23 protein-coding genes are annotated in these 22,903 nt (G+C 74.8%); 13 read left to right on the forward strand and 10 right to left on the reverse strand.

Features of this window, described 5'->3' with window-relative positions; translation table 11 throughout:
• Positions 1-83 precede the first annotated feature (83 nt).
• Positions 84-263, reverse strand: coding sequence for a hypothetical protein (locus tag BLR12_RS09635; RefSeq protein ID WP_091376944.1), 180 nt, complete (start codon positions 261-263; stop codon positions 84-86).
• A gap of 188 nt (positions 264-451) precedes the next feature.
• Here BLR12_RS09635 and BLR12_RS09640 point away from each other — a divergent pair, with 188 nt between their 5' ends.
• Both BLR12_RS09640 and BLR12_RS09645 read left to right on the forward strand, forming a co-directional pair.
• Complete coding sequence (locus BLR12_RS09640) at positions 452-1,879, forward strand: MFS transporter (protein WP_091376946.1); 1,428 nt, start codon at positions 452-454, stop codon at positions 1,877-1,879.
• A gap of 105 nt (positions 1,880-1,984) precedes the next feature.
• Positions 1,985-3,028, forward strand: a complete 1,044-nt coding sequence (locus BLR12_RS09645; protein WP_091376948.1) for a YihY/virulence factor BrkB family protein — start codon at positions 1,985-1,987, stop codon at positions 3,026-3,028.
• A gap of 119 nt (positions 3,029-3,147) precedes the next feature.
• On the opposite strand, the gene BLR12_RS09650 is transcribed toward BLR12_RS09645, so the two are convergent.
• Positions 3,148-3,855: a hemerythrin domain-containing protein gene (locus BLR12_RS09650; protein WP_091376950.1), complete on the reverse strand. Its 708-nt coding sequence runs from the start codon at positions 3,853-3,855 to the stop codon at positions 3,148-3,150.
• A gap of 35 nt (positions 3,856-3,890) precedes the next feature.
• On the opposite strand from BLR12_RS09650, the gene BLR12_RS24450 reads away from it, so the two are divergent.
• Positions 3,891-4,049 carry a hypothetical protein gene (locus BLR12_RS24450; RefSeq protein ID WP_176832449.1) on the forward strand — a complete coding sequence of 53 codons (159 nt, stop codon included), beginning with the start codon at positions 3,891-3,893 and terminating at the stop codon, positions 4,047-4,049.
• A gap of 247 nt (positions 4,050-4,296) precedes the next feature.
• Here the strand turns inward: BLR12_RS24450 and BLR12_RS09660 are convergent, their stop codons facing one another.
• Positions 4,297-6,348, reverse strand: coding sequence for a SpoIIE family protein phosphatase (locus BLR12_RS09660; RefSeq protein WP_091376952.1), 2,052 nt, complete (start codon positions 6,346-6,348; stop codon positions 4,297-4,299).
• 210 nt (positions 6,349-6,558) lie between these two features.
• On the opposite strand from BLR12_RS09660, the gene BLR12_RS24455 reads away from it, so the two are divergent.
• Positions 6,559-6,897 (forward strand): STAS domain-containing protein, encoded by a 339-nt coding sequence (locus BLR12_RS24455; RefSeq protein ID WP_176832450.1) that lies wholly within the window; start codon positions 6,559-6,561, stop codon positions 6,895-6,897.
• An 11-nt stretch (positions 6,898-6,908) separates the two neighbouring features.
• Here the strand turns inward: BLR12_RS24455 and BLR12_RS09670 are convergent, their stop codons facing one another.
• Positions 6,909-7,679: a TetR/AcrR family transcriptional regulator gene (locus BLR12_RS09670; protein ID WP_091376953.1), complete on the reverse strand. Its 771-nt coding sequence runs from the start codon at positions 7,677-7,679 to the stop codon at positions 6,909-6,911.
• A 206-nt stretch (positions 7,680-7,885) separates the two neighbouring features.
• Here BLR12_RS09670 and BLR12_RS09675 point away from each other — a divergent pair, with 206 nt between their 5' ends.
• From BLR12_RS09675 to BLR12_RS09700, 6 genes are all read left to right on the forward strand, one after another.
• The gene (locus BLR12_RS09675) at positions 7,886-8,707 is read left to right on the forward strand and encodes a DUF2382 domain-containing protein (RefSeq protein ID WP_091376956.1); all 822 of its coding nucleotides are present in this window, start codon (positions 7,886-7,888) and stop codon (positions 8,705-8,707) included.
• Between the two features lie 328 nt (positions 8,708-9,035).
• Positions 9,036-9,740 (forward strand): peptidoglycan-binding domain-containing protein, encoded by a 705-nt coding sequence (locus BLR12_RS09680; RefSeq protein WP_091376959.1) that lies wholly within the window; start codon positions 9,036-9,038, stop codon positions 9,738-9,740.
• A 604-nt stretch (positions 9,741-10,344) separates the two neighbouring features.
• Positions 10,345-10,833, forward strand: a complete 489-nt coding sequence (locus BLR12_RS09685; protein ID WP_176832451.1) for an AfsR/SARP family transcriptional regulator — start codon at positions 10,345-10,347, stop codon at positions 10,831-10,833.
• 371 nt (positions 10,834-11,204) lie between these two features.
• Positions 11,205-12,779, forward strand: a complete 1,575-nt coding sequence (locus tag BLR12_RS09690; protein WP_091376964.1) for a hypothetical protein — start codon at positions 11,205-11,207, stop codon at positions 12,777-12,779.
• 184 nt (positions 12,780-12,963) lie between these two features.
• Positions 12,964-13,191, forward strand: a complete 228-nt coding sequence (locus BLR12_RS09695) for a hypothetical protein (RefSeq protein ID WP_091376968.1) — start codon at positions 12,964-12,966, stop codon at positions 13,189-13,191.
• Positions 13,192-13,248: 57 nt separating this feature from the next.
• On the forward strand, positions 13,249-15,261 hold the full coding sequence (locus BLR12_RS09700; RefSeq protein WP_091376970.1) for a S8 family serine peptidase: 2,013 nt from the start codon (positions 13,249-13,251) through the stop codon (positions 15,259-15,261).
• A gap of 110 nt (positions 15,262-15,371) precedes the next feature.
• On the opposite strand, the gene BLR12_RS09705 is transcribed toward BLR12_RS09700, so the two are convergent.
• Positions 15,372-15,641 (reverse strand): hypothetical protein, encoded by a 270-nt coding sequence (locus tag BLR12_RS09705; RefSeq protein ID WP_091376973.1) that lies wholly within the window; start codon positions 15,639-15,641, stop codon positions 15,372-15,374.
• A 216-nt stretch (positions 15,642-15,857) separates the two neighbouring features.
• Between BLR12_RS09705 and BLR12_RS09710 the strand changes: the two genes are divergently transcribed.
• The 3 genes from BLR12_RS09710 (at position 15,858) to BLR12_RS09720 (ending at position 18,556) form a co-directional block, all read left to right on the forward strand.
• A complete protein-coding gene (locus tag BLR12_RS09710) occupies positions 15,858-16,529 on the forward strand; it encodes a hypothetical protein (protein ID WP_091376978.1) in 672 nt (223 codons plus the stop codon).
• A gap of 651 nt (positions 16,530-17,180) precedes the next feature.
• Positions 17,181-18,326: an EAL domain-containing protein gene (locus tag BLR12_RS09715; protein ID WP_255363401.1), complete on the forward strand. Its 1,146-nt coding sequence runs from the start codon at positions 17,181-17,183 to the stop codon at positions 18,324-18,326.
• Between the two features lie 56 nt (positions 18,327-18,382).
• Positions 18,383-18,556 (forward strand): DUF1059 domain-containing protein, encoded by a 174-nt coding sequence (locus tag BLR12_RS09720; protein WP_091376981.1) that lies wholly within the window; start codon positions 18,383-18,385, stop codon positions 18,554-18,556.
• Positions 18,557-18,656: 100 nt separating this feature from the next.
• Here the strand turns inward: BLR12_RS09720 and BLR12_RS09725 are convergent, their stop codons facing one another.
• The 5 genes from BLR12_RS09725 to BLR12_RS09745 form a co-directional block, all read right to left on the reverse strand.
• On the reverse strand, positions 18,657-19,145 hold the full coding sequence (locus tag BLR12_RS09725; protein WP_176832452.1) for an HNH endonuclease: 489 nt from the start codon (positions 19,143-19,145) through the stop codon (positions 18,657-18,659).
• Positions 19,064-20,701, reverse strand: coding sequence for a DUF222 domain-containing protein (locus BLR12_RS25175; protein WP_255363402.1), 1,638 nt, complete (start codon positions 20,699-20,701; stop codon positions 19,064-19,066). The genes BLR12_RS09725 and BLR12_RS25175 overlap by 82 nt, the downstream gene beginning before the upstream one ends.
• A 255-nt stretch (positions 20,702-20,956) precedes the next feature.
• Positions 20,957-21,658 (reverse strand): PIG-L deacetylase family protein, encoded by a 702-nt coding sequence (locus tag BLR12_RS09735; RefSeq protein WP_091376986.1) that lies wholly within the window; start codon positions 21,656-21,658, stop codon positions 20,957-20,959.
• On the reverse strand, positions 21,651-22,151 hold the full coding sequence (locus BLR12_RS09740; protein ID WP_091376989.1) for a hypothetical protein: 501 nt from the start codon (positions 22,149-22,151) through the stop codon (positions 21,651-21,653). The genes BLR12_RS09735 and BLR12_RS09740 overlap by 8 nt, the downstream gene beginning before the upstream one ends.
• Positions 22,152-22,339: 188 nt before the next feature.
• Complete coding sequence (locus BLR12_RS09745; protein WP_091376992.1) at positions 22,340-22,882, reverse strand: hypothetical protein; 543 nt, start codon at positions 22,880-22,882, stop codon at positions 22,340-22,342.
• Between the last annotated feature and the right edge of the window lie 21 nt (positions 22,883-22,903).

The following is a 22,903-nucleotide window of genomic DNA, read 5'->3' on the forward strand; positions in this document are numbered from 1 at the left end:
CGTCCCGGGTCCCGTGCTGAGCCCTGCGAGGGGTGGGGCGGACGGGGTCCTCCAACGAGGCGTGGGGGCAGGGAGGTCCCCGATCAGGCGGCGCGGACCCCCACCGGTTCGGCGGTCGCGGTCCGGGTCACCGAGCCCCCGGGCACGGCAGTCGCGGCGCGCTTCTCGCGCTCGTACCGCGCCGTCGAGGAGGTGCCCATCGCGATCACCAGTGCGGTCAGGACCACGAACCCGATGAGGGTCACGGCCGGCCACAGCACCATCAGTCAAACCCCTTCGTGCAGGAAGTCACCGTCGGGTCCAGCCCGGCGGCGCGTGTCGTCGGAGCCGGGTCTACCCCGCCCGGCCGCCGTCCCAACCGTCCGTTCGCCGCCGTACCCGATGGTGTGTGACCGACTCCACTCCCCCGGGCAGGCGCGCCCGGCGCGTCGGCCCGTGGTCTGATCGCCGGGTGTCCCGCGGCGCCGACGGCGAGCAGCGCCACCCGCGCCCGGTCCTGCTGGTCGCGGTCCTCGCGCTCGGCACGACGGCGCTGTCGCTCATGCAGAGCCTCGTCGTCCCGCTGCTGCCGGCGATCGGCGAGCAGCTGGGGGTCTCGGCGAACGCCGCCGGCTGGGTGCTGACCGCCAACCTGCTGGCCGCCGCGGTCGCGACGCCCGTGCTCGGCCGCCTCGGGGACACCTGGGGTGAGCGCCCGGTGGCGCTCGGCGTCCTCGTGGCCATGTCGGTGGGGACGCTGCTGTCCCTGGTCACCGCCTCGCTGCCGCTGCTGCTGGTGGCGCGCGTGCTGCAGGGCGCCTCCTACGGGCTGTTCCCGCTGGCGATCAGCGTGCTCCGCCGCGAGCTGCCCGCCGCGCGGCTCGACGTGGCGATGTCGGTCGTCAGCAGCACGCTCGCGGTCGGCGGCGTCGTCGGCCTGGTCGCCGCCGGGGTGCTCACCCAGGACGGCGCGGACTACCGGCGGCCCTTCTGGATCGGCCTGGGCGTCTGCCTGGTCACGCTGGTGCTGACGGCGGTGGTGCTGCCGCGCCGGCCGGCCGCGGGGTCGGGCCGGGTCGACTGGGCCGGCGCCGCGGTGCTCGCCGCGGGCCTGGTGCTCCTGCTGCTGCCGGTCTCGCAGGGCAACACCTGGGGCTGGACGTCTCCGGCGACGCTGGTCTGCCTGGCCGGGGCCGCGCTGGTCCTGCCCGGCTGGGTGCTGCTGCAGCGGCGCACCGCGCAGCCGCTGGTGCGCCCGGGGCTGCTGGCCGACCCGCGCGTCGTCGTCCCCAACGTCGCCGGGCTGCTCACCGGCGTGGGGCTGTTCGCATCGTTCCTCGTCGTCCTGCAGTTCGTGCAGACGCCGGCCGCCGCCGGGTACGGCTTCGGCGCCACCGTGCTGGAGGCCGCGGTGGTCTACCTGCTGCCCGGCGGGGTGGCCGGGGTCCTGCTCGGGCCGGTGGCCGGCCGGGTCGTCGCCCGCCTCGGCGCGCGGACCACGCTGCGGGCCGGTGCGGTCTGCGGGGTCGCGGGGTTCCTGCTGTTCGCGGTGCTCCGCGACACGCCTGCCCAGGTGGTCGCGGCCGGGCTGCTCACCCAGGTGTGGGTCACCGTGGCCTACGCGGCGCTGCCCGCGCTCGTCGTCGCCGCCGTCCGGCCCGCGGAGACCGGCGTGGCCAACGCGGTGAACTCCATCGCGCGGTCGGTGGGTCAGGCCGTGGGCAGCACGGTCACCGTCGCGGTCCTGGCCGCCGGGACGGCGGCCGCCACCGGGTTCCCCACCGCCGGCGCGTTCACCGCCGTCGCGCTGGTCGGGGCGGGCAGCGCGGCCGCCGTCGCCCTGGTGACGCTGACCGGCCGGCGCGGCCCCGCGCGGGTGCCGGCGGCCGACGCGGGCTGATCGACGAGATCACGGACCGGTTGCGACACACCGGCGTCGGGCATGGACGACGATCATCCGGGGAACGACTGCCTGGATCACTCCCATCCCACCGGAGGACTGACGATGGCCCGCTCCACCGGCTCGCGCGGCAGCGAAACCGCGGCCAAGGACACCCGGTTCGCCGGCAACCGCGCTGGGGATCCAGCGCCTGACGACCCCAAGGTCAACGACACCCGGCTCGACAACGCCCCGCAGGGCACCGACCGCACGGCGACGACCGGCGGCACGCTGAAGCGGACGTTCACGGAGTTCAGCGAGGACAACCTCACCGACTGGGCGGCCGCGCTCACCTACTACGGCACGCTGGCGCTGTTCCCGGCGCTGATCGCGCTGCTGTCCATCGTCGGGCTGCTGACGAACCCGCAGGAGCTCACCGACGCCCTCACCGCGGTGGTGCCGGCCCAGGCGGCGGAGACGCTCAACCCGGTGATCGAGCAGCTGGCCGGCAACACCGCACCGGTGGGCATCGGGCTGATCGTCGGTCTGGCCGCCGCCATCTGGTCGGCCTCGGGCTACGTCGGGGCCTTCACCCGCGCCGCCAACGTGGTGTACGAGACCCCCGAGGGCCGCAAGGTCTGGAAGCTCAAGCCGCTGCAGCTGCTGATCACCCTGATCGGCGTGCTGTTCGCCGCGCTGGTCGTGGCCATGCTCGTGCTCAGCGGCCCGGTCGTCGACGCCATCGGCCAGGCCCTCCGCCTGCCCTCCGCCGTGCTGACGATCTGGAGCTGGGCCAAGTGGCCGGTCGTCGTCCTGATCGTCGCGCTGATGATCGCGGTCCTCTACTACTCGACCCCCAATGTCAAGCTGCGCGGATTCCGCTTCACCAGCCCCGGTGCCGCCGTCGCGCTGCTGGTGTGGGCCGTCGCCTCGGCGCTGTTCGCCTTCTACGTGGCCAACTTCAGCAACTACAACGCCACGTACGGCGCCCTGGCCGGCGTGATCGTCTTCCTGGTGTGGTTCTGGATCACCAACCTCGCCCTGCTGTTCGGCATCGAGCTCGACGCCGAGATCGAGCGCACCAAGGAGCTCAAGGAGGGCGTGCCGCTGGCGGAGAAGGAGATCCAGCTGGACGCCCGCGCCGAGCCCAAGGAGCGCAACACCCACTAGAAGGACCCCCTGCCCCCCACCACTCGCACGCTCGTGGCGGGACCCTGCAGGGGGCCACACTCCCCGCTCACGACAGCGGCCCCCTACCCGATCCGGGAGGGGGCCGCTGTCGTGTCGGCTCAGCGGGACGTCGGCGGGCGGTCCCCCCGGCGGGCCAGCGGTGCCCGCTCCACCAGGCCGGCCAGCCCGGCCAGCCCCTGGCTGACCGCCCGGCCGACGGGAGCCAGCCCGGCGGGGGCACGGCGGACAGCGGCATCGACGACGTCCCGGCTGCGGTCGATCACCGTCAGCGGCAGCGCCGAGAGGGCGTGGCCCGGCGGACGGCGGGACACCGTCGGGTGCGGCCGGGTCGGCGAGATGCGGCGGACCAGGTCCCAGCGGCGACCCAGCGCCCGCAGCTCGTGCGGGTCGAGCCGCTCCTGCAGCCGGGGGAGGAGCACGTCCTCCTCGTCGCGGACGTCCTCGTCCAGGACCTCCACGAGCCTGGACAGCCGTTGCGCCCGCCGCGGGTCGTCGTGGCCGAGCGTCTCGAGCTCGCTGACCAGCTCGTTGACCTCCTGGTGTTCCTGCTCGATGCGCAGGGTCAGCTCCTCGCCGTCGGGGAGCACCCTGCGCACCACGGGCCACAGCACGCTCTCCTCGGCGAAGGCGTGGCTGAACACCAGCCGGTCGATGCGGGTGAGCACCTCCTCCTGGGCGCGTCCGGTCGTGCCCGCCAGCTCCTGCAGCAGCCGGTCGAGGCGGACGTGGTCCTCGCGCTGGCGGACCAGGACGCTGCCCGGCCCCCCGAGCTCGGCGTCGGACTGGTCGGCGATGGAACGGCTCACGGCAGGTACCTCCGGGTGCGGCTGGAGCCCGTGTGGTGCCCGCCGGGGACCCGCGGCATGCCCCCGGCGCCGGGAGAGGCAGCTCGCGGGCGGCCCAGGTGGCCGGCCGGCAGGTCGAGGACGCGCACGGCGACGAGCTGCGGGAGGGTCTCGACGACACGCTCCCCGCCCGCCCTGACCGCGCCGCCGCCTGACCGCCCGGACCCCGGGTCGGCGAGCGCTCCCGGCCTCCATCGCATCGTGGTCAACGCGTCGAGGGCGTGACCGGGCTGCAGGTCACCGAGGTCGACACCGCCGTCGACGACGTCCACCTGCCGTCCGACGACGACGGCCAGCAGCAGGAGCCTGCGCGGGTCCGGTGACGCCCGCCGTCCCGACCGAGGCCGACGCCGCCGCACCACGACGGGCCGGCTCCCCGTGGGGGCCGGCCCGTCGGCGCGTTCAGGACCGGGCGGGTACGGAGCCGGGCCCGGCCTCCGGGGGGCGCGGCCCGTCGTGCGGGTGCAGCCGGACCGCGAGGACGGCGACGTCGTCGGTCTGCACACGGCCGACCAGCCGGTCGAGCAGCGCGTCGCACATCTCGGTCAGCGGCAGGCCCGCCAGCTCGGCCAGGGCCACCCGAAGCCGGTCCAGTCCGCGGTCGAGGTCGTCACCGCGCCGCTCGACGAGCCCGTCGGTGTGCAGCAGCACCGTGTCACCGGCCGCCAGCGGGATCACCGACTCCTGCCTGGGGCCGCCGGTGCCGACGCCCAGCAGCAGGTCCGCCCGCAGGGCCGCGAGGACCTCGACCCGGCCGTCGGCACGGACCACGACCGGCGGCGGGTGCCCGGCGTTCGACCACCGCAGCCGGGTCACCTCCCGCGCGAGCTCGCCGGGCGACTGCTCGAGCCGGGCGACGACCGCGGTGGCCAGCGTGTCCACGGCCAGCAGCGCCATCGAGTCGTCCAGCCGGGAGAGCACCCCGGCCGGCCCGGCGTCGGTGCTGGTGGCGATGCCGCGGAGCAGCCCGCGCAGCTGACCCATGGCCGCGGCCGCCACGCTGTCGTGGCCGACCACGTCCCCGATCACCAGGGTGGTCGCGCCGTCCCGCTGGAGGAAGGCGTCGTACCAGTCGCCGCCCACGGCGGCAGCCCGGGTCGCCGGCAGGTAGCGGACGGCGATCTCGCAGTGGTCGGGCTGGGGCGGCGCGGTGAGCAGGCTGCGCTGCAGCTGCTCGGCCAGCTCGCGCGTGCGGAGGTGGGACCGTGCGGTGGCCAGCGCCAGGCCCGCGCGGTCGGCGACCTCCCGGGCCGCGGCGACGTCCGCGCCGGACGGTGGCGCGGGCGAGTCGAACAGCAGGGTCATCAGCCCCAGGCTCTGACCGCGGCCGCGCAGCGGCAGCCAGGCCATCCACCTCGGCGCCACCCGGGCCAGCAGGGCCCGGGCCGGGCCGGCGGGGGCCAGGTCGACCGCCTCGGCGCCGGAGAGGACGACGGCCTCGCCGGTGCGGAGCGCGTCGGCGACCGGGGCGATCGACTGCAGCGCCGCCAGCCGGGCCCGCGCGTAGTCCGCCAGCAGCTGCCCCCGCCCGGGATCGGCGGCGGCGGACCCGACGGCCGCCGGCGAGCCGTGGTCGTCGAGGACGCTGACGATGCAGCCGTCGGCCAACCGCGGGACGACCAGCCCCGGCAGCCGCCCGGTGAGCACCTGGGCGACCGACGTCCCGGCGAGCTCGCGACCGACCTGCGCGACGACGGCGAGCCGCTCGGCCGCCCGGCGGACCTCCTCCTGCGCGCGGTGCCGCTCGGTGACGTCGAGGAAGTAGACCGACAGCCCCTCGGCGGTCGGCCAGGCACGCAGCTCGTACCAGCCGTGCAGCGGCTCGGGGTAGTGGGCGGTGAAGGTGACCGGCCGCCCGGTCTCCACCGCCCTGCGGTAGCTCGCCTCGAAGACGGAGTTGACCGCGGCGGGGAACGCGTCCCACAGGCACTCGCCCAGCAACTGGTCGCGAGGCCGGCCCAGCAGGCGCTCGGCCTCGGCGTTGAGATGGGTGAAGCGCCAGTCGCCGTCCAGGGAGTAGAAGGCGGCCGGCATCGCCTCGAGCACGGCCGCGACCCCGCCGCCCGCGGCGGGGTGCCCGGAGACGTCGTGCGCGGCGCCCAGCACCCGCGCGGCGCGGCCGTCGGTGTCGCACAGCACCCGCCCGCGCGCCGAGACCCACCGGGTCGTCCCGTCCGGGAGCCGCACGCGGTACACCGTGGCGAAGTCGCCGCACTCGTCGACAGCCGTCCGCACCGCCGCCGACACGGCGGTCAGGTCCTCGGGGTGGATCCGGGCGAGGAAGGCCTCGATGGTCCGGTCGAAACCCCCGTCCGCGTAGCCGAAGACCTCGAGCAGGCGCTCGTCCCAGGACAGCTCGCCGGTGACCAGGTCCCAGTCGAACGTCCCGATGCCGGCCGCCTCGATGGCCAGCTCGCCCCGCAGCCGGTCGGCCTCGGCCTGGTCCAGGAGCATCGGTTCCAGCGGTCTGTCCACACTGCCCTCTCGCGCCCGGCGGCCCGGCCACCACGTCCGGGGCCCTCGACGGGCGGCCTGGAGTATCGGCGTCCAACTCTGTCGCGCGCAACCGACCGGCCGGAGGTCACACGACGCCCGGGATCCGCCCCGCCCGTTCGCGGCTTACTCTGTAAACAGCCGCACCCGACGTCTCACCCCGGAGGACCAGTGACCCCCAGCGCCGTGCCGCCCCACCCGCCGGGCGCCGTCCGGCTGGAGCCCGCGGACGGCGGCCTGGTCCTGCACCTGCTGGGCGAGGTCGATGCCGGGACCGTCGCCTCCTGGGACCGCGACCGCGGGGCGGCCGGGCCGCAGGACGCCGTCGTGGCCGTGGACGCCTCCGCCGCGACCTTCCTCAGCTCCTCCGGGGTGGCCATGCTCCTGCGCGAGACCGAGGCGCACCGCGCCGCCGGTGGGCGGCCGGAGCTGCGCAGCCCCTCGCGGGCGGTGCTGCAGGTGCTCCGCCTGACCGGGATGGTCGAGCTGTTCGACGTCGTCGCGGGCTGAGCGGCCGGAGCTCAGGTCGCAGGGCCCGGACGGAGTGACTCCCGGAGCAACCGCTGCAGGCGCTCGAGCAGGTTCTCCAGCGACTCCTCGAACTCTGCGGTCGACTCGTCCTCCGCCAGCAGCGGGGCCAGCCGGCGCACGTGCGGGTACTGGACCAGCGAGTGGTCCTCGGGGGTGGGTGAGGCGTCGGGGTCGTCCAGCGGGCTGATCGGCACGCCGCGCTGGGAGACCTCGAGCAGCAGGTGCCCCAGCAGGAAGCTCGTGTAGGCCCGGTAGGCGGCGACCGCCGCCTCGTCGCTGAAGCCGTGACCGGTGAGCGCGTCGAGGAAGGACTCCAGCCAGCGCAGGCTGCGCAGCGGTGGGCGCACCCACGGGGCGGCCGGTGGCCGGGTGGCGATGAGCGGGAAGACCGCCGGGTGCGCGATGGCCATCCGCCGGACGCCGTGCGCGAGCCGTTGCAGGTAGTCCTGCCAGCCGTGCTTGGGCGCCAGGTAGACGTCCGGGTCGCCGTAGAGCTCGTCGATGACCAGCTCCACCACGCCGTCGAGCAGGTCGTCGCGGCCGGTGACGTGCCGGTACAGCGCCATCCCCTCGACGCCGAGGTGGGCACCCATCCGGCGCATCGTGAGCGCCTCGAGACCGTGCTGGTCGATGAACTCGATGGCCGCGGTGAGCACCCGCCGCCGGTCGAGCGGGGTACGGATCGTCCCCGATCTCACCGCGTCGGTGTGCGACCGCTTCTCCACGGGTACCCGAGCAGGCAGCCCGGCCTCGTCGACCACCTCGTGCCTCCCGCCGTCGCGCCGCCCCGGCACCTGTTGTACGCCGGCCCGCGCCGACTGAGCAGTCCCGGATCCCCGCACTACCCCGCACGAGCGTGTTTACGACGTAAGCATCCTGGGCACCAGATCCCCGAGCGCACCGCACGACGGAGCGCCTGGACGCGGCTGCGGACCCGCAGCCCTCCCCGACACTCGACAGGAGCAGCATGATCAGCGAGCAGCAGATCCAGCAGGTCATCGGCACCACCGCGGTCGACGCGGACGGCGACAAGCTCGGCAAGGTCGGCGAGGTCTACCTCGACGACGAGACCGGCCGCCCCGAGTGGGCGACGGTGCAGACCGGCCTGTTCGGCACCAAGGAGACCTTCGTGCCGCTCGCCCAGGCCGACCTCTCGGGCAGCCAGCTGCGCTTCCCCTACGACAAGTCCAAGATCAAGGACGCCCCGAAGGTCGACGCCGACGGGCACCTGTCGCCGCAGGAGGAGCAGGAGCTCTACCGCTACTACGGCCTCGGCTCGGGCACGGACACCACCGTCACGGACACCACGACGACCGCCGGGACCGCGGGCCTGGCCGGCACCGGTGGGCGGACCGACCACGTGGGTGAGCCCGGCGTCGTCGGTCGCGACACCTCCGGCCCCACCACGGACAACGCGATGACCCGCTCGGAGGAGCGCCTGAGTGTGGGCACCCGCACCGAGGAGGCCGGCCGCGCCCGGCTGCGCAAGTACGTCGTGACCGAGAACGTGACCGAGACCGTGCCGGTCTCGCACGAGGAGGTCCGGGTCTCCCGCGAGCCGATCACCGACGCCAACATGGGCAACGCCATGGACGGGCCGGCCATCTCCGAGGAGGAGCACGAGGTCACCCTCCACGCCGAGCGCCCGGTGGTGGCCAAGGAGGCCGTGCCGGTCGAGCGCATCCGCCTGGACAAGGAGACCGTCACCGACCAGGAGACGGTCTCGGCGGACCTCCGCAAGGAGGAGATCGAGGTCGACGGCGTCCGGGACACCGACCGCCGCGTCTGATCCCCAGCACACCACGACGAGGCCCCGTCGACGCCAGCGCGTCGACGGGGCCTCGTCGCGTGCCCGGCTGGTTCCGCTCGCGGCGGCGGTGACCGCTCGGCCCGAGGGCGACGGGGCGGCCGTGGCGCCGCCGGCGACCACCTGGCGCCGGTGGCGCGGGGTGGTGATGCAGCGATGACGGGCTCGTGACGCCCGTCCCCCTACGTTGTGCCGCGTCTCCACGGGCGGAGCGGATCCCCAGCACAACGGGAACGGACACCCGGTGATCGCGCCCCCACGAGCGGCCCGCTCGGCCCGAGGACATCCGTGACTGGACGAGGAGTCATCGATGGTCGCCTCACAGAACGGCTATTCGGCCAACGACCGGACGATCGTCCAGTCCTACGCGATCGGCTCGTCGGGCAGGACCAGGGTCACCCTGCGCAAGGGCTCCACCGGGGCGATGCTCCAACACTTCGCCAACTGGTTCGACGCCGAAGTCCAGGACATCGACGCCGGCCGGTTGGACGACTGGGGCTACGCGGAACGCAATGTGCGCGACTCCTCCGACGTGAGCAACCACGCGTCGGGCACTGCGGTCGATCTCAACGCCACCAGGTGGCCGCTGGGCAGCCGGGCCAGCATCAACCTGTCGGCCGCCCAGGTCGCCGCAGTGCAGACGCAGTTGCAGCTCTACGAGGGCTGCATCCGCTGGGGCGAGAACTACTCGGGGCGCACCGACCCCATGCACTTCGAGATCAACCGTGATCAAGGGACGGTCGACCGGGTCTGGGCCGAGATCGCCGGGGGGACCGCGCCCGCGCCCGCCCCGGTGGTCACCGGCCGCCCGACCCTGCGCATGGGCAGCAAGGGGGAGGCGGTCGAGCTGCTGCAGCGCACGCTCAACCTCCAGCACCCGGAGTACTCCACGCTGACCGTCGACGCGGACTTCGGCCCGGCCACGGACGAGGTCGTGCGGGAGTTCCAGCGCCGGGAGGACCTCGCCGTCGACGGCGTGGTCGGCTCGGACACCTGGAGGGCGTTGGGCCTGTGAACCGCCGGTCCCGGACGAGGTGCAGCCCGGTGCGGCCCGCTCCTCCGGCCACCGACGAGCCGCTCACCTCTGCGTGGGCACGGCTGTCCACGGCACGGTGATCCACCGCCCGTCTCGCCGGGGTCGGTGCGGTCTCCGTGCACCAGCCCCCGCCTCACGGGTCGTCCGGAGGTGACGATCTCGTGACGGGCGCCGCCGAGACTCCGGTCCGACAAGCAGTGGGTCGTCGCCGTGCCCGCGCTCCTGGCACCGCTTGCCGGCACGGGCGGCTCCACCACGGAACCCGGGTCACTGCGGCGGGCCGGCCGGCGCCGGCTCCGGCCCACCGCGGGGGGAGAGCCAGTTGGGACACCACGCGACAGCCCGGTCACACCTGTCCCTGATGGGCCACTTCCTGGTGCGCCGGGGGAGACAGCCCGTGCAGGTCTGCCCTTCCGCGCGGCGCCTGGTCGCCCTTGTCGCGGTCCAGGGTCCCCTCGCGCGAGAGGAAGCGGCGGGGCGGCTCTGGACGGACCTCACCAGGGCTCGCGCCCTCGCCGACCTCCGCACGGTCCTGTGGCGGCTGCATCGTGATGTGCCGGGGCTGCTGGTCCGGAGGGGCGAGATGCTGCACCTGGCCGAGGACGTCCACGTCGACCTCGACGACGTGCGGGCGTGGTGCCGCGCGTCCCTGGCCGCTGACCAGCCCCTCGACGACAGCCCGGCGGGTGTGAACCAGGAGCTGCTCCCCGGCTGGGGGGACCCGTGGCTCGTCGGTGTGCGGGAGGAGCTCCGGCTGGTCCAGCTCAACGCCCTCCAGAAGCAGGCCGAGTGCCTCCTGGCCCGAGGACGGCTCGTCGAGGCGACCGAGCGGGTGATGGCCGCGATCGCTCTCGACCCGCTGCGCGAGAGCGCCACGCGCCTGCTGATCGAGATCCACGTCAGGGAGGGGAACACCGCCGAGGCGCTCCGCCTGTACCGGCGGTTCGAGAGCCTGCTGTGGCGGGAGCTCCGTGTCGCTCCGGATCGCCAGCTGTCACTGGCCCTCGGTGAGGCTGTCCGGTTCGTCGTGCCAGGACACCAGCTGCAGGCCGGATCTGCACGGGCACGTTGACGCGGACGGGACAGCCCGTCACGTGGACGTCCTCTCCTCTCACCAGCGCTCGGACGGTCGTCGGTCGAGACGGTCCTGAGACGCCCTCGCGACGCCCACGAGACGAGGACGCGACGCCGCCGAAGCGCCGCCTGGGGGACTCTTCGCCTCGTCCCCGCGGAACTGCACCGCCACCGGCTCCAGCGCCGGCGGACCCATCCGCCTCAGCCGGCGCGGGACCCGACCGGAGCAGCACCAGAGCGAGACCACAGGACCGGTCGCCAGTCCTGGCGAGATCCCCAGGGCGGGAGCACACGGCACGGCCGCACCGCAACAACCGACGCAGAGGCCCCATCCGGTAAATCACGGGGTCGGACTCCAGGAGGAATGAGATGACCGCACCTCAGTTGGCGCCCCAAGGCGCGCTGGGTCAGCAGCTCGGCGGCACCCTCGGCGGCCTCGGCGGCGGCCTGCTCGGCCAGTCCGGGCTCGGCCAGCAGTTCGGCGGCGCCCTCGGCAGCCTGCTGCCCTTCGGCGCCGGCCCGCAGCAGCAGCAGCAGCAGCAGATGGACCCGCAGGGCGCCATCGGTCAGCTGCTCGGCAGCCTGCTGCCGTTCTCCGGCGGCCCCCAACAGCAGATGGCCCCCCAGGGCGCGATCGGTCAGCTGCTGGGCAGCCTGGTGCCCTTCGCCGCCGGCCCCCAGCAGCAGCAGATGGCCCCCCAGGGCGCCATCGGCCAGCTGCTGGGCAGCCTGGTGCCCTTCGCCGCCGGCCCCCAGCAGCAGCAGATGGCCCCCCAGGGCGCCATCGGCCAGCAGCTCGGCGGCACCCTCGGCGGCCTCGGCGGCGGCCTGCTCGGCCAGGCCGGCCTCGGCCAGCAGCTGGGCAGCGTGCTCGGCAACCTGCTGCCCTTCGCCGCCGGCCCCCAACAGCAGATGGCCCCCCAAGGCGCCATCGGCCAGCTGCTGGGCAGCCTGGTGCCCTTCGCCGCCGGCCCCCAACAGCAGATGGCCCCCCAGGGCGCCATCGGCCAGCAGCTCGGCGGGGCGCTCGGCGGCCTGGGCGGCGGCCTGCTCGGGCAGGCCGGCCTCGGCCAGCAGCTGGGCAGCGTGCTCGGCGACCTGCTGCCCTTCTACGCCGGCCCGCAACAGCAGCAGATGGCCCCCCAGGGGGCGCTCGGCCAGCAGCTCGGCGGCACCCTCGGCGGCCTCGGCGGCGGCCTGCTCGGGCAGGCCGGCCTCGGCCAGCAGCTGGGCAGCGTGCTCGGCAACCTGCTGCCCTTCGCCGCCGGCCCCCAACAGCAGATGGCCCCCCAAGGGGCGATCGGTCAGCTGCTGGGCAGCCTGGTGCCCTTCGCCGCCGGCCCCCAGCAGCAGATGGCCCCCCAGGGCGCCATCGGCCAGCAGCTCGGCGGCACCCTCGGCGGCCTCGGCGGCGGCCTGCTCGGCCAGGCCGGCCTCGGCCAGCAGCTGGGCAGCGTGCTCGGCAACCTGCTGCCCTTCGCCGCCGGCCCCCAGCAGCAGATGGCCCCGCAGGGCATCTTTGGCGGCGCGCTGGGCAGCGCCCTGGGCGGAGCGCTCGGCGGCGCGTTCGGGGACAGCGGTCTCGGCAGCACCATCGGCGGCATCGCCGGCGGCCTGCTGCCCTTCTCCGGCGGCCCGCAGCAGCAGATGGCCCCGCAGGGGATCTTCAGTGGCCAGTCCACTCCGCTCAGTGATCTGATCCAGCACCTGAGCCAGCAGCCCCTCGGTTCCGGAGGCATCGGGAGCCCCACCACGAGCATCCTGCCCTTCGGCGCCGGCCCGCAGCAGCAGATGGCCCCGCAGGGTGCCTTCGGTCAGCAGCTCGGCGGCGCACTGGGCGGTCTGGGCGGTGGCCTGTTCGGCCAGTCCGGCATCGGTCAGCAGCTCGGCAGCACCCTGGGCAGCCTGCTGCCGTTCTCCGCGGGGCTGCAGATGGCTCGGTGAGCGACGGCAGCGGCACGGCGGCGGATGGGACGGATCGGCGGATCACCCCCATGGGGACCCGCTCCAGGCAGAGCTCCCGTGACGGGAGCGCACGGGATGCGGTGCGGCACGTCGCTCTACCGGTCGCACCGCATCCCCGGCCAAGCTCGGACGTCCGTTCCGCCATCGTGAGGAGAAGGATCTCGTGGACCCCCAGCAGTACATCGTGACCGACAGACGAGATGGGGCCGGCGACGAGGGATTCGGTGGATTCCTGGCGGCGGCCGAGCACATGGCCGGCGTGACCATCAAGAAGGTCCACTCGCGCTACGTCGTCTTCGAGGCGCCCCCGGCCGTTGCCGAGACATTGGCACAGCAAGTGGGGACCGAGTACCAGATCACTCCGAACAGTGAACTCAACCTGTACGGCTGAACCCAACCCATACGGCACGACGTAGGAGTCGCGGCCCTTTGTGGAGGAGGATCCCCCATGCCCCAGTCGGAAGGCCGTGGCAGTCGACCCCCGGCGAACGGCGGCGGCGCGCCGGCGCCGGCGGCGGACGGCGGCGAGGTACGGGTCGGCCCGCCCATCCGCCAGTACCTGATGGCACCGCGGCCGGGGCTGACCGCCCATGCCGCGGGCGTCCGCCCGATGGCCGCGGGGCTGCTGAACGCCACGGTGGACTCGATGGGCCTCGACGTGGTCAAGCGGATCAAGCGCCCCCGCCGCACCCTGGCGACCTTCGGGGCCTCCTCGGGCGAGGCGACCGACATCCTCGTGACGAACATGGAGCCGGAGCGGGCCCAGCTGATCGCGGCCACCGCGCCCAACCTCACGATCGGTGAGAACGCCCGCCTCCAGTACGGCGCGCTGGTCAGCGCCGTCGGCGACTCGGCGCCCATCAGCGCCCTGCTCGCCCTGGGGGCGGTCCGACCCAAGCAGATCCGGTTCCGGGTCCTCGGCGAGGCCGACCGACCCCTGGCCGGCGCGACGGTGACCCTCGGCGGGGACACCGTCCCCCAGCAGGGGCTGACCGACCAGAAGGGGGAGCTCACCCTGCCCCTGCACACGCTCGGCGACCGGCCCGCGCGTTCGCTCTTCGTCGTCAAGCCCGGCGGTGGGTACTGGGACCTCTACCTCACCGAACCGACGCTGTCGGACGGCAGCACGAACGTGATCCGGCTCCAGTCCTTCGGGGAGACGGTGGAGGGCTTCCCCACCTCCATGCAGTTCGGTTGGGGTCAGCGGCTGATGGGCCTGGACCGCCTCCCTGCCGGGATCAACGGGGAGGGCGTGAAGATCGCGATCGTCGACTCGGGCGCCGACAACACCCACCCCCTCCTCGGTCACATCCGGCTGGGTCGCGACCTGGGCGAGGGGAACCCCCCGAACGGCTGGACGAACGACCTGGTGGGGCACGGCTCGCACTGTGCGGGTGTGATCGCTGCGCGCTCGACCGAGGGCCAGCTGCGCGGGTTCGCCCCGGAGGCCGAGGTCCACGTCCTCAAGGTGTTCCCGGGCGGGCGGTACGACGGCCTCATCGACGCCCTGGACTACTGCATCGACCACCAGATCGACGTCGTGAACATGAGCCTCGGCGGCGACGAGAACAACCCGGCCGTCGAGGACACGCTGGCGGCCGCCGCGCTCAACGGCATCGTCTGCATCGTGGCGGCCGGCAACTCCGGGGACGAGGTCAAGTTCCCCGCACGCTCGCCCAACGCCATCGCTGTCGCGGCGGTGGGCGATCTGCAGGAGGTCCGGCCCAACACGTGGGACAGCTCCACCTTCCGGGCGCAGTACCTGGCGGCCGACGGGGTGTTCTCCCCCACGTTCACCTGTCACGGCCCGGAGATCACCGTCTGCGCTCCGGGAGTGGGGATCATCTCGACGGTTCCCGGTGGGGCGTTCGAGAGCCAGTCCGGTACGTCGATGGCGGCACCGCACGTGACCGGTCTGGCAGCGCTCCTGCTGGCACACCACCCCGTCTTCCGGAGCCAACTCCGCGAGCGCAACCAGGCGCGGGTCGCCGGACTCTTCAGCATCCTGCGGTCGATGTGCCAGCAGCTGCCCTTCGGCGCCGACCGCACCGGTGCGGGACTGCCGACCCTGGCCGGGTTCGAGGACACCCTCGTCCCGGGCGGAGCCGCAGCGGCCGCCCAGGGAGGCGCCGCGGCGTTCGTGCCGCCGTCGCCGCGGGCTCCCGTCGGAGGCGGCACGGGAGCCGTGGCACCCCAGGGGACCGGGCCCCAGATGGCCCCACAGGGTGTCATCGGCCAGCAGCTCGGCGGTGCACTCGGCGGCCTCGGTGGCGGGCTGCTCGGCCAGGCCGGCCTCGGGCAGCAGCTGGGCAGCGCACTGGGCACCCTGCTGCCGTTCTCCGCCGGCCCGCCGGTGACGCAGGAGGCCGCACTGATCCAGCAGTTGGGGACCGCGCTGGCCGACCCGCGGGTGATCGCCCTGCTGCAGGCCCAGTCCGCCGGGCAGGGCGCCAGGTGGTGACCTGACCGGTTCCACGCCTACGGGCGGGGCCATGGCGAGGGGGCGGGGCCACCACAGGGCTCGCCCCGCCCCCCGACGCCTGACCGTCTGCCGGCCCGGAGTCCTCCGGGTCAGCTCCCGGCGGGGGTGACGCCGAACATCAGGACCCGGCGCTCGATGTCGTAGTGCACCGTGCCGGTGTTGGCCAGCAGGTCCTGCAGGTTGTCCGCGTCGTCGGGGTCCAGCGTGAGGACCTCCTCCCACGCCCCCTGGTCCAGGACCAGCTGCAGGGTGTAGGTACCCGGCTTACCGGGTTCCCCGGCCACCCAGCTGAACTGGTAGTGGCTGAGTTGGCGGACCTTGACGCTGTTGTCGGTGACCGGCTGCGGTACCTCGGGCACGGCATCTCCCTCCGTCGGGGTCACGCGGGACTGCGCGACCGCTCACCGGGCCCCTACCCCTCGCGGCGGCAGGCACCCCCGGTGACCGGCGTGTCCGCATGGCAGTTCTCTCATCCACGTCATATCCGGTCCCGCCGGTCGGCGCCCCACCCTCGCTGTCGTGCACACGACGGCGGGGAGGCAGCGGCGCATGGCCGACGAGGGGCCTGGTCCACGGTGTGGGACCGCACCGGCACGTGGCGCCGGCACCCGGTCCGGACCCGGTGGCTGCAGCCCGGGGACGACCTCGTCGCGGTGCTCGACGCCTGCACGGTGGAGCTGCAGCGCGGCACCGACACGGTCGCGGTGAGCGAGAAGGTCGCCGTCCTGCTTACCCACCGCGCGGTGCGGCGCTCGACCGTCGCGGCCGGCCGCCGGGCGCGGTTCCTGGCCCGCCACGTGCAGCTCGTCGGCGACAGCCGCGGGCTGTCGACCCCCGAGAAGATGCAGCTGGTGGTGGAGCGGCAGGGCCGCGTGCGGGTCTTCGCCGCCGCGCTCTCGGCCGGGCTGCTGCGCCCGCTCGAGCACCGAGGTGCCTTCTACCGGCTGGCCGGCACCTTCGCCCGGGACCTGGACGGGCTGCGCCCGCCGTACCCGGACCTGCCGCTGCCGCCGCTGGAGCCACGGGTCGCCCGCCGCCTGGCGCAGGCCTGGCAGGAGCGGCTGGGCTGCGGAGTGGCGGTCGTCGACGTCAACGACCGCGGTGGGTCGGTGCGGGCGGTGTCCTCGGCGGCGCTGCCGGCCGAGGAGCTGCTCACCGCGCTGGGCGACAACCCGATGGGCCAGGGGACGTCGGGCACCCCGGTCGTGCTGGTGCGACGCTCACCGTCCGGGCAGCAGCCCGCGTAGCACCGCGCCGAGCCCGACCAGCTCCGCGGACCGCAGCAGCCGCGGCAGCCGCAGGTACACGATCTGGCAGGCCAGGACGGCCACCGGCACGGCGAGCAGCCCGTGGACGGCCCGGGCCGCCCACCAGGTGGGGACGGCGGCACACCCGGCGGCGAGCGCGATCTGCAGGCAGCACCGCCCCAGACCGCCCAGGTCGAGGCCCCCGCCTCGACCGGCGCGTACTGGCTGGTGGAAGGGGCAACGGGCGGTGCGGGAGCGGGTTCCGGGGGTGGCTGGACGTCCGGCGCCGGTGCCGGGCTCGGCCGCGTCTCGATCGACGGGCCGGGGACCGTCGCGACCTGGATGGGCCAGGGTAGCGGCTCGCCCTCGGTGGACGCCGGGCGCAGCGTTGTCCAGGCCGCGATGCCGACGACCGCGACGGCGGCCACCGCGGCGCGCAGGACGAGGGCCGCGTGCCGGCGCAGTCGGGATCGCACACCTGCACCGTGCTCGTCCCGCCCCAACCGGCGGTGAGAGCCGTCTGAGAGCCCTCTCGTGCGCCGCTCTTCCCCGCAGGGGGCAGCCGCCCTCCCCTGTTGGGGGGAAAGTGCGCGTCCCGGACGTCGCTGGAGTGGGTCCAGCGCGGACACGTGCCGATGGGATGGGGTGTCCGTGTCCCTGCCCGCGCGCGGCGACGTCACGGCGAGCGACTGGGACGACCGGCTCGCCGCCGTCTTCGCCGACCCGTCGCTGCTGCGGCTGGTGTTCCAGCCCATCGTCGACCTGCAGCGCGGCGCGATCGCGGGCTACGAGACGCTGGCCCGCTTCTCCACCCCGGACGGACGGCGGAGCGAGCACCCGCCGGACCTGTGGTTCGCCGCCGCGGACGCCGTCGGCCGCGGGGCGGAGCTCGAGGCGGTCGTCGTCCGGGAGGCCCTCGCCGTCCTGCCCACGCTGCCGCCCGACTGCTTCCTCACCGTCAACGTCAGCCCGCACCTGCTCACCCAGCCGGAGCTGTCCGAGCCGCTGCTGGCCGTCGACGACCTGGCGCCGCTGGTCCTGGAGCTGACCGAGCACCAGGCCGTCGGCGACCTGCGCCCGCTGGTGGACCTGCGCGATCGGCTGCGCGCCCGAGGGGCCCTGCTGGCCCTGGACGACGCCGGCTCGGGGTACTCCGGACTGCAGCAGATCACCCAGTTCCGGCCGCAGCTGATCAAGCTCGACCGGGCGCTGGTCTGCGGCGTCGACGGGGACGAGGTCAAGCTGGCCCTGGTCGAGATGCTCGGGGAGTTCGGCGGCCGGATCGACGCGTGGCTGCTGGCCGAGGGCATCGAGACGTGGGGCGAGCTGCAGGCCTTCCAGCGGCTCCGGGTCCCGCTCGGACAGGGCTGGCTGCTGGGACGGCCCGGTCCGCCGTGGGCGCAGCTGGACCCCGCCGTCCGCGACCGGCTGCGGCACCAGGCCGCACAGGCCCTGCTGACCGACCACGTGGCCGGCCTGGCCGAGCCGGTGCTGGTCGTCCGGGACGGCGAGACACCGCCCGGCGCCCTGGGTGTGGAGGTCGACGAGTTCGGCCACCCGCGTTGGCTGCTCGTGCCGCACCGCCGCGGGGACGACCCGCCCGGCCACCGCCGTGCGCCGGTGAGCCTGCGGGTCCCCGCGTCTGCGGGCCTCAGCGAGGTCGCCCACCGGGTGGCCGCGCGGCCCGAGGAGACCCGGTTCGACCCGGTCGTGTGCGTCGACGCGCACGGCGCCGCCCTCGGCATCGTCCGCGTGGAACGGCTGCTGCTGCAGCTGGCCGCGGCGCGCGCCGGCTGACCGACCCCCGCCGTCCGCCGGACGACGGTCTCTCCCCCACCCCAGGAGGTAAGTCCATGAAGCAGTTCGCGTGTGGCGACGTCGTCCCCTCGTGCGGCCGGACGTTCACCGCGCCGACCGACGACGAGATCCTCGCCGCGGTCGCGGGTCACGCCCGCGACGACCACGGTCTCACCGACATCCCCTCGAGCCTGGTCGACCAGGTCCGCGCCGCCATCCGGACCGCCTGAACCCTGACCGCGTGCGAGGCCCCGACCCGGATCGCCGGGTCGGGGCCTCGATGCACGTGGGCAGCTCCCGCCCCTGCCTCGCTGAGCGGCGTGGGATGGCTCAGTAGGGCGGGGGTTCGGTGACGGCGGTGAGGCCGGTGGGCGTGGTGACGGTGAGCGTGCCGTCGGCCTGCATGGCGTAGGCCCATCCCGGTGCCTGGTGCTTGCCGCGGTGGTTGGTGCTGCAGAAGCCGGCCAGGTTGCCTGCCGCCGTCGGTCCGTCCGGGTAGCGGCGCACGTGGTCCAGTTCGCCGCCCCTGGGCACACGGCGGCGGCAGCCAGGGAAGCGGCACCGCCGGTCCCGGGCCCGCACGAACCGGTCGAGCGGATCGCCGGGCCGGTGACCGTCGCTGGGGCCGGGAGCACCCAGGCCGGGGCGGCCGGTGAGGTCGTGATCGCAGGCCTGGGGGTCGCGACGGCACGCGAGGCGGCCGCAGGTACCGGTCCGGCGCAGTTCGGGCAGGTCGGTCAGCGCCAGCAGTGCGCCGCTGACCGCGTCGGTGAGCGCGATGCGCGGCCGGTCGGCCAGCCCGCCACCCCCGGTCGCCATGAGCAGCGCGGCCAGCTCCTCGCGCTGGCTGTCCGCGGCCGCGGCGAGCGCGGTGAGGGCGTCGGTGGCGGCGTCGACCCGCCCGGCCGCATCGCCCCGCCAGGCGGCCTCGTCGGCGGCGTCGGCGCGCTGCGCGGTGCGCAGCATCCGCTCAGCGGCCCCCAGGGCCAGACGAGCGGTGTGCACCGCGTCCCCGGCCTCGTCCACCGCCCGGTCGGCCGCGGCCCACCAGCCGCCACGCAGGGGAGGCATGGCGTCGAGGTCGGCCGGGCCGCCCGTGTCGTCGAGGTCTGCGGTGTGGGGCCGCGGTCCGGTGCCCCGCTCGGGGGGTCGGGCGGGTCGGGCGGGGCTCCGGGCGACCAGCCGGCGTCGCCGGGTGCGGGACCCTCGCCGAAGGCCTCGCGCACCAGGTCGTCGAGCCAGCGGTCGAACTCCGCGCCGTGCAGTCGCGCGATCGCTCGTTCGATCAGGCCGCCCTCGGTGTCGACCGGCTCGCCGTCGGTGCAGCGAGCATGCGCGGCGGTGGCCGGCGGAGTCGGGCCGTCAGCCGTCGGGGCAGTGCTGGTGACGGCTCCATCGGGTGCGGCAGCAGTGCCTGCGTCAGGCGTGCCGGTGGCCACGGGGTCCAGGCCGGCGAAGGCGCGGACCAGTCGGCGGGCCATCCCCGCAGTCACCGGCTTGCCGTCCACCTCACCGATCGCGTCCCCACCGAGGGCGGTCTGCAACGGAGCGACCAGGGTCAGCAGTGCCTGCACCGGCGCCAGGTCGCTCTCCCCCGGTCGAAGCACGAGGTCCATCAGGCAGTCGACCAGCTTCTGCCCCCGGGAGCGGGTGTCGGACGGATCGGCATCCAGGGCGTCGACGTACGCGGACAGTGCCCGGTAGAGGGCCTGTGCCTCCGGGGTGGTGCACACGATGGTCACCGCGGACATGCCCGTCGTGCGCTCCGGGCGGAGCGAGATCCCCCGCTGTCTGAGTGCCCGGGCCAGATCGCGGGCGGCGTCGCGGGCGTTGTGCCTGGCAACCACCCGGCGCACCCGGTCCCCCAGCGCCGCCGGGGTGGTCACACGGGTGCGGGCGGCCATCCAGGCCAGCAGTTCGCCCTCGACCCGGGCCCGCAGCCCGTCGTCGGCGATGGGGGCGACGTGCTCGACGAGGCACCACAGGTGCTGCGGGTGCAGCAGCCCGGACTCCAGCGCGTCGAGCACCCGCGGCAGCCGGGTCACCAGCGTCCGCGACAGCTCCAGCTCCCGCTCGGCCGTCTGCGTGGTGATGCCCAGCGCGATGGACAGCTCCTGCGCGGCCCACTCGCTCACCGGCCGCAACACCTCCGCCCGTGCCGCCCACCGCTCGGCCGACATCGCCCCACGCTCACCCTGCTGGCGGTCGGTCGACGCAGGGCGCGTCTCGGCGAACGCCGCCAACGCCCGCGCCCGCACCGCCGTCTGCCGGGAGATCTCCCGCGACGCGGCCTGCACCTCACCCAACGGCCCGGACGCCCACCCCACCGTCGGCGCCACGACGGCCGCCGCGCTGGTCTGCGTCCCGCCGTCCATGTGTTCGATCATACGTTCGATCAGCGACCAGAACAAGACGAACCTGCAGCTCAGCGGCGTGCGGGAACCGCAGGCAGGTCAGCGGCCACGAGGGACGACCAGGGCAGAGGGCAGAGGGCAGGCGGCGGCGGGCAGCGGGCAGCGAGACGAGGAGGCGACGAGACCGGCCGGAGGATCGGGGCGCAGACAGCGACGAGCCCGGTGGGCCGGGCCGGCAGGGACCGGCCCGGACCACCGGGCTCGTGCAGGACCTCGTCAGCGGGTGGTGGCCGCCAGCGAGGCCGACAGGGTGAGCCGGTAGGCCTCGGGGACCTCCGCGGCCGCGCGCCGGGGCGTGGGCATCAGGTCGATGACCATGCGGGTCGGCGCGAAGGCCTCCGCGTAGCCGATCCGGGCCTGGGCGCCCCAGTGCCGGGCGGAGGCCACGACGGCGTCGGGCTCGACCATGGCCGACATCTCCACCTGCGAGGCGTGCGCGCCGAGCGCGGCGAGCTTGCCCGACAGGTAGGCCGTCACGTCGACGAACGTGGTCGGGGCGAACGTCAGCGTGGAGGGGCTCTGGTAGTGCAGGACCCGGGAGAGCCGGCGGGCCGCCGAGAGCGTCGCAGCGGCGACGGCGCGGTGGTCCTGGTGGCTGTCGTCGGGGGCGTGCACGTAGACGACGTCGGCGTCGACCTCCTTGATCGCCCGCTCGACGACGGCGACGGTGGCGGCGTCGGGGGTGACGGTGCAGTCCCGCCGCCCGCCCCACAGCAGCGCGGCGCCGAGGGTGCGGGCGGCCTGCTCCTGCTCGAGCCGCCGGCCGGTGATGGCCTCGTCGTCCCCGGGGCCGTTCTCCCCGCCGGTCATGACCAGCATGGTGACGGCGTCACCGGCCGCCGAGTGCGCCAGCAGCGTGGCGCCGCAGCCCAGCTCGATGTCGTCGGGGTGCGCCCCGACCGCGAGGACCCTACGCATCGCCGCGGCTCTCGGCGGCCGCGCGGGCGCGCCGGTTGGCACGCTGGACCAGGACGGCGCCGACGACGCCCGCGGCCGCGAGGCCGATGGCCGGACCGGTCCCGTTGCCCTCCTCGGGCAGCTCCGTGGACGCCGGGCAGGTCGCCGCGTTCGGCGCCAGGACCTGACCGATGTACGCCAGCTTCCCGTCGATGGTCCAGTAGTTGCCCGACCGCGTGTACTCGGTCGAGGTGAGCGTGATGGTGAAGGCCCCGCGCTGCGTCCCGGGCTGGAAGGTGGTCGGCTGCCGGCCGTCCTGCGACGACGGCGCCACCCGGTTCCGCGAGCCCACGGGCAGCGTGATGGGGACGGTGGCCCTGTTGGTGTAGCCGAGCACCGCGGTGTACGTGCCGTCGGTGTTCTTGCGCACGCAGTCCAGGACCGGCGTGACCTCCCCGACGGCCAGCGCCGTCCCGGGGGAGGCGAGCAGCCCGATCGCAGCGATGACCGCCACCAAGGCGGCACGGGTGGCACGCGCGCGTACGCGTCGTGCCGTCGAAGACCTCGAGAGGCCGTCCATGACGTCAGTCCTCGTGTCCGGGGCGGCCGACCCGCCCGACGGGGTCGCATCGGCGCGCTGCGGCCGTCCCTGTAGCCCCGTGCGCCCGATCTCCCCCGACAGGGGGAGACGACGTCGGCGCGTCACTGCAGCGCCCGGGCGCGCCGGCTCGCCCGGTGGACCATGACGCCGCCGACGACGCCCGCCGCGGCCAGCGCGATCGCCGGGCCGGTCCCGTTGCCCTCCTCCGGCAGCTCCGACGACGGCGGGCACGGCGAGGTGGAGCCGACCGCGGCGGCGAAGTCGAGGACGTACCCCTCCAGCTCCCACCGCGCGCCCGAGCGCAGCTCGGCCGCGGTGACCCGGACCGTGAAGGCGCCGTGCGTGGTGCCGGACTCGAACGCGGTCGGCTGGACCCCCTGGAGCCGCGACGGGTACAGGTCGTTCTTCTTGCCGTGCGGGACCCGCCACACGCCCCACGTGTGGCTCGTGTAGCCCACGACGAGCGTCCTCGAGCCGTCGGCGTTCGCCACGTGGCAGTCCAGCAGCGGCTCCACCTTCCAGGCGGCCGATGCCGTACCCGGCAGGACGAGCAGTCCCACCAGGGCGATGACCGCGGCCAGCGCGGCACGGGCCGCGCCCGCGCGCAGCCGCCGTGCCGTCGAAGACCTGTTCCCGTCGTCCATCCGATGCGCCCCCGTCCCCCG

The organism is Geodermatophilus sp. DSM 45219 (assembly GCF_900104025.1).
Taxonomy (GTDB): Bacteria; Actinomycetota; Actinomycetes; order Mycobacteriales; family Geodermatophilaceae; genus Geodermatophilus.